We start from the raw sequence: 6,000 nt of genomic DNA on the forward strand, positions 1-6,000 counted from the left end.
CCGCATAGAGGAATAGTTCTACTTTAAGCGTTGCCAACGATTTGTGGTTGATGTAGCACTTTTGTTTGTCATGGGCTAGGCACATCATGCGCAGTCCGTGAAACCCGCGCCAGCTAAAGGTTTCCGGCAATCGTCCGTTATCTGCCGACAAGGCCAAAAGTAACCTTCGCCGTCACTTTTGGCAAAGATTTGCATCGCTCGTTACACCCGCCACAGGTGTAAACCCTGATAGAAACAGGATTTACACCTCATGTAAGCGGGTTTATATTCCGGGTTCGGGCCGGGTACAGCCGGCTCCTTTTTGCAAAGCAGTCCTGAAAGCCTACGAGCACCCCGCGCGTGGGCTTCTTTTTTTTGAGCCCGCGTCCTTGGCCGCGATTCCTGCCGGCGCCCGCCGGTTTCGGCGGATCGGGATGCACGGGACAGATTAGACGCCACCGGCTGCGTCCCCAATCAGGGGAAGAGCAGCGACTTTTCCCCTCAATTCGTTTTTTCGCTCAAGACCGTCAAAACGCCCGCCGATACCCGGCTGTGCGACACCCGGACACGGGTGGATACCGCTCGACCGAACAAAAAACCGGACAAAGGGTACGAAGTGATGGGCTTGCGAAAAATGGGGATTGGCGCGCGGATGTCGCTGGCGTTCTGCGTGGTTGTGCTGCTGCTGGCCGCCGTGGCTGCGGTAGGTGTCAGGTCGCTCGGCGCCATGAACGACGTGCTGCACACCGCTGTGGAGCAGCGTCTGGTGCGCGTGCTGGATCTGAAGCTGGCCAAGGAGCGCGCGCTGATGATCGGCGTGATGCTGCGTGACGCATCGCTGACCGAAGACAGCGCCATGGCTGCGCAGAATGCCGAGAAGATCGTCAAGCTGCGCGAGCAGATCGGCGCCACGCTCGATAGCCTGGGCAAAGCCATGCGCGCCTCCGGTAGCGCGCAATCGACCGCTGCATTCGATGCCTTGACGCAGGCGCGCGGCGCCTATAACGAACAGCTCGACCAATTGCTGGCCCAACTGCGCGCGGGCGATTTCCCGGCTGCGCGTACGGCGCTGGTGTTGACGCTGCCCCTGGCCCAAGGCGCCTATTTCGAAAAACTCGACGCCTTCGCCGACCTCGGACGCAAGCTGGCGGCCGACGCCGTGGAGGACGCCACGAACCAGTACGAATTCACGCGCAACCTGCTGGTCGGCCTGTCCGTGGCTGCGGCCATCATCGCTACGCTGCTCGGCGTGGCGCTGGCACGCTCGGTAACGCGCCCCGCCGCACAGGCGCTGGACGCTGCCGAAGCACTGGAGCAAGGCCAGCTCGGCCACATCATCGAAATCCGCACTCACGACGAGATGGGCCGCATGCTGGGCGCCCTGGAACGCGCCTTCGGACAATTGGGCGCGCTCGTGCGCGGTATCCAGCAGGCCGCCGGCTCGATCGACACGGCTGCGCGCGAGATTGCCACCGGCAACACCGATCTGTCGCAACGCACGGAAGAGCAGGCCGCATCGCTCGAACAGACCGCCGCCTCGATGGAGCAACTGACCTCGACGGTGCGCCAGAACGCCGAGAACGCACGGCAGGCCAACCAACTGGCGGTCAACGCGTCGGACGTGGCCACGGAAGGCGGCCGCGTGGTGCGCGGCGTGGTGGATACGATGGAAGGCATTTCGAAGTCGTCAGCGCGCGTGGCGGAAATCATCGGCGTGATCGAAGGCATCGCCTTCCAGACCAACATCCTGGCGCTGAACGCGGCGGTGGAAGCTGCGCGCGCCGGTGAGCAGGGCCGGGGGTTCAGCGTGGTGGCAGCCGAAGTGCGCAGCCTGGCGCAGCGCTCGTCGTCGGCAGCCAAGGAAATCGGCGAACTGATCAACGGTTCCGTGCGTCAGGTGCAGGACGGCGCGAAGCAGGTGGAAGTGGCGGGCAAGACGATGGACGACATCGTGGGCGCGGTGCGTCGCGTGACGGACATCATGGGCGAAATCTCGGCGGCCAGCGAAGAGCAGACCGCCGGCATCGAACAGGTCAGTTTGGCTATCACGCAGATGGAAAGCGTGACGCAGCAGAACGCCGCGCTGGTGGAAGAAGCCAGCGCCGCCGCCGAAAGCCTGCTGCAGCAGGCGGGTGGTCTGGTCAGCGAAGCCGCGCGCTTCGAACTGGGCCAGCCGGGGCAGGGCGCGCGTCATGCCGCACACCACGTAGAGCAATATGTCGCACCGGTGAAATCGCTGCCGCCGGCCAAGACCGCACGGGCGCTGCCCGCCCCGCGCAAAACGGTAGCAAAACCGGCCCCCGTCGCACGGACCGCACCGGCTGCGCCCGCGGCAACGAAACTGCGTCCGGCCCAGAAGCCTGCCGCACCTCAACGCGCGGCGGCCGTGCCGGCTGCGGTCCGCCCGCCGGTCCAGCGCAAGGCCGACGCCGCGCCGGTGCTGGCCCGCCAGCCCGCCAAGCCCGCTGCGTCCCGCGCGCCGGTCGTGCATCAACGCAAGGAACCGATCCTGGCCACCGCGCGCCGTCCGGCCGCAGCGCCCAAGCCGGCCATGGCCGATGCGGGTGACTGGGAAACGTTCTGATCGGCGGCAGGTTGAGGCAAAGCGGCGCAGGGTTATGAACTGCACCGTTTTGTTTGCGTGATCTTCCCGTGTTCTGTGCGCAGCTAATGCGTAGCGGAACGGTACCTACGTCTTGCAATTTGCGCAAAATCCAGTAACTCGAAACTAAGCAGGAATTTCAGAGTATTTAGGAATTTCGCGATGTCGACGCATGGTGCGGCGCTGATAAGTTCAGCGCGTCGGCGTTAATTCTTGTGTTCTGAAAGGCTTCGCGCACTGCTCCAGAGTGTCTGGCTGCGACCGCACTCCTTGTTGAATTGACGACTGTCAACTCTTCAAGGAGCGTATTCGCATGGGCAATCGTTTGCCGCCACCTTCCGCCCGTACGGTCACCGTCAATGGCGATGGCCTGCCAAATGTCATGGGCCAGCCTGCGTTGGTCTTCTCCAAGCTCACCGGGACCGAAAGCCTTTGCGAACTCTTCGCCTACGAACTTGAGCTCCGTACGCCGGATGATCGCAATGCGCTGTTCGGCCCCGCCGCAGATCTCGACACCCACGCACTCCGCGGAAGGGAGCTAACCGTCATCATCCAGTTGGATGGCAGCGGCACCGGACTCGCGGCAGGCACTGGCACGGGTACGCGCGAGATTACCGGCATCGTGACCGATGTGCGAGGGCCGTTGCCGGAGGGGCGCCAGATTGTCTATCGGTTGACGCTGCGCCCATGGCTTTGGCTGGCGACACTGACGAAAGACTTTCGCATCTTCCAGCAGCAGAGTGTGGTCGAGATCATCGATACGCTGCTGTCTGACTATGCTTTTCCAGTCGAGCGTCGCCTCGACGTGACGCGATATCCCAAGCGCGATTACCAGGTGCAGTACGGGGAGAGTGATTTCGATTTCTTCCAGCGCCTCACGCAAGAGTGGGGCATTGCTTGGCATATCGAGCATGGCGATGGCAGACACCGACTGGTGCTGACAGACGGAAACGGCGCATTCAAGCCCTTCGTGAGCGCGGCCTATCACGAGTTGCGCTGGCAATGCTCGTCGGACCGCATCGACGAGGAACATCTGCACGAATTCGAATTGCACGACCGGCTACTGTCCGGCCAGTGGACCACGTCCGACTCGGATTTCGTCAGACCGCGGGCGGATCTTGTGGTGCGGTCGGCCGATCCGCTCGATACCGGGCATGCGGGTCAGGAGGTCTACGAGTTCCCGGGCGACCACGCGCAACCGACTAGCGGCAACGATCCATGGAAGGATGGCGAGCAGATCGCCCGCGTCCGCATGGAGGCGTTGCGCCAGCACGGCAGCCGCGCCAAGGGTCGTGGCAACGTCCGCGCGATGGTGCCAGGCTGCACGTTTTCCCTCACGAATTTCATCCAGGACCGTGCCAATCGCGAGTACCTGATCCTGGGTACGCAATTGCTGATTGAGGACGTGGGCGAATCCACGGACGCCCCGCAAACCTGGCGCTGCGAAGTGTCCTTCATCGCGCAGCCCTCCAATGAACTCTATCGTCCGGATCGCACACAATCCAAGCCGCGTACACAAGGGCCGCAGACCGCTACAGTGGTCGGCCCGGAGGGCGAGGAGACCTGGACGGACGAATATGGGCGCATCCGTATTCAGTTCCATTGGGATCGGCTCGGACAGCGCGATGACAACAGTTCGTGCTGGGTGCGCGTCGCGACACCGTGGCAGGGCGAACGCTTTGGCGCGGTACACGTGCCCCGTATCGGCCAGGAGGTGGTTGTCGAGCACCTGAACGGTGATCCTGACTGTCCGATCGTGTCGGCAGGCATGCCGAACAAGTTGAACATGCCCCAATGGCCGCTCCCCGAGCATCATGCCCTGTCGGGTTTCGTCAGCAAGGAACTGCATGGCGAACGCAGCAACAGTTTTGTTCAGGATGCGAGTGAAGGACAGATCCAGACCCAGTTGCAGAGCGATCATCAGACATCGTGGCTAGGCCTGGGCTTTCTGACGCGCGTGTTGCGCGGCGCCGGGCGCAAGGACAAACGCGGCGAGGGGTTCGAGTTGCGCACCGATGCGCAAGGGGTGGTACGTGCCAACGGCATGCTGCTGACCACCGAGGCGCGCGCCAACGCCCGCGAGCATCACAAGGACATGGGCGAAACGGTCCGGCGCCTGACCGTGGCGTGCGATCAGCAGGAGACGCTGGCCCGGCTTGCACAAGAGTTTCAGGTGCAGGAACCGGGAGATCAGGCCGAGGTGGCGAAGATCATCAAAGCGCAGAACGACGATATTCGCGGTAGCGGCAGTGCCAACCCAGAGGCGGGAAGTTTCCCCGAACTGTCCGCTCCGCACTTGGTGTTGGCGAGTCCCGCCGGCATCGAGACCAGCACAGCGCGTTCTACGCACCTGGCCTCGGGCGAACACCTTGCGCTAACCAGCGGCGGTCACACGAGTCTTGCCGTCGGCCAGCGGCTGCTGGCGAGCGTGAGCCGTGGCGTGCGCGTCTTCATCCAGAGCATGGGATGGCGACTGGTTGCGGCCGGCGGAGACATCGATCTTCGCGCCCTGCAGGACAGCATCCATCTGCTGGCCAAGCTGAACATCACTGCAACGGCCAACCGCATCACGCTGTCCGCGAAGGAAGAACTCGTCGTCAGCGGCGGCGGCAGCGCCACGGTCTACAGCGCCGGGGGCATCACGCACCGTACTGGCGCCGCCTACACCATCCACGCGGCGAGCTACAAGCTCACAACTGCCAGAACGCACGCCGCGCAGTTTCCCGAGCCGCCGAGGCCGGGCAAGGGAAATCTCGAACTGTTCAATCGGTACGCGAATCGCCGGGGCTTTGACGGTGGTGGCTTCCGTGTGGAAGACGCACTCGGACAGTTCAGCAACGGCGCGTTGGACGGGAAAGGCTTCGCTGCGGCCAGCGGTATCGCGCCGGGTCCAGGCAAGGTGGTGTTTGGAATCGATCCTGCGGATACGTGGGCACAGGGCAGTCATGTTGGCACACCCACCTGGTCAGCGAAGGCCCCGGCGATGAAAGCAATCGGCGGCGCGAGCGCGATAGCCAGCCAGGTAGGCGATGGCGTCGCTCAAGCAAATCAGATGCTGCAGATCACACAGCAGCTTACTGATACGGCAAAGGCTGGAGGGACTGGTCTCGCGAGCCACGGGCAATCGACTGCGCAATCGTTCCTGAGCAAGGTTGCGACGGTCAGCCTGCCGTCACTACCTGCCCCAAGCCCGCGCCCAGTGGTGTCTTCGCTGCGCACGCCCGGATGCCTCTGAGCTTTCCTGTCCAGACAAACAATCAAGTAACCATGACCGATCCCACCCGCGGAAGTAATCCGCACGGCCCACAAACCGCCGTCGCCCCACTGAACACCATCGCTGTGGAAGACATCGGCAAGGGCGCCGCCGAGTTCGATGCGTGGCTGCAGGAGGTGAGCGGCGGCGCGGTAACGCTCGATCG

At 63.4% G+C, this 6,000-nt stretch carries 2 protein-coding genes; both read left to right on the forward strand.

The window, feature by feature from the left end; all coding sequences use genetic code 11:
• The first annotated feature begins 598 nt into the window (after positions 1-598).
• A complete protein-coding gene (locus FFS21_RS26425) occupies positions 599-2,563 on the forward strand; it encodes a methyl-accepting chemotaxis protein (protein WP_137927655.1) in 1,965 nt (654 codons plus the stop codon).
• Between the two features lie 331 nt (positions 2,564-2,894).
• Positions 2,895-5,816 (forward strand): type VI secretion system Vgr family protein, encoded by a 2,922-nt coding sequence (locus tag FFS21_RS26430; RefSeq protein WP_137927656.1) that lies wholly within the window; start codon positions 2,895-2,897, stop codon positions 5,814-5,816.
• Positions 5,817-6,000 lie beyond the last annotated feature (184 nt).

Source organism: Cupriavidus sp. 2SB (genome assembly GCF_005503625.1).
Taxonomy (GTDB): domain Bacteria; phylum Pseudomonadota; class Gammaproteobacteria; order Burkholderiales; family Burkholderiaceae; genus Cupriavidus.

Bases quoted from the DNA above. Each gene is read 5' to 3' on its own strand.
- FFS21_RS26430 (WP_137927656.1), top strand. From the start codon at position 2,895: ATGGGCAATCGTTTGCCGCCACCTTCCGCCCGTACGGTCACCGTCAAT.
- FFS21_RS26425 (WP_137927655.1), top strand. From the start codon at position 599: ATGGGCTTGCGAAAAATGGGGATTGGCGCGCGGATGTCGCTGGCGTTC.